Genomic DNA, 591 nt, shown 5'->3' with positions numbered 1-591 from the left:
ACCCTGAACGCGCAGCCGGAGGACTTCCTGCACATTTCCTCGCACACCCGCTATGACATCCACCCGATGCATGACATGGGCTTCCGGAACCTGTGGCTGCTGGACCGTGGCTATGACCCCATCGGCCCGGGCTACGACCTGAACGTTGCCAAGTCCCTGGACGAGATCAACAAGCACCTCGGTCTGTAGAGACAACGACGAAGCGAAAGGTCAACCCGTGAAACTCATTCCTTACTGGCTGGATACGGCCGAAGCATCCGGGGACTACCGGCAGACTCCGGTCCCCGAGAACGTCGATGTGGCAATCATCGGCGCCGGATTTACCGGGCTGTCCGCGGCCCTGGAATTTGCCAAGCAGGGCGCCAGCGTTGCCGTGTTCGAACGCCACACCGTGGGGTGGGGCGCGTCGGGCCGTAACGGGGGAATGGCGACGACCGGGTTGGCCATCAGCTTCAGCACCGCGGTCAAGCGCTACGGCGCCGAGCGTGCCGTTCAGATGTTCCAGGAATACAACGACGCGATCGACACCATCGAAAAGCTCGTCCATGACAACGGCATCGACTGCGACTACAACCGCTTTGGGAAGCTCTC

1 protein-coding gene and 1 pseudogene are annotated in these 591 nt (G+C 61.6%); both read left to right on the top strand.

The features are described from left to right. Window positions 1–189, top strand: a pseudogene (locus tag AC6CH3_RS23405) (haloacid dehalogenase type II); the annotation flags it as partial. Window positions 190–217: 28 nt separating this feature from the next. After that, window positions 218–591: NAD(P)/FAD-dependent oxidoreductase (locus AC6CH3_RS23400; protein ID WP_498134707.1), on the top strand; the 374-nt coding region annotated here is incomplete at its 3' end.

Source organism: Arthrobacter sp. GQ119 (assembly GCF_059759125.1).
This window is presented reverse-complemented; position numbering and strand designations above follow the sequence as displayed.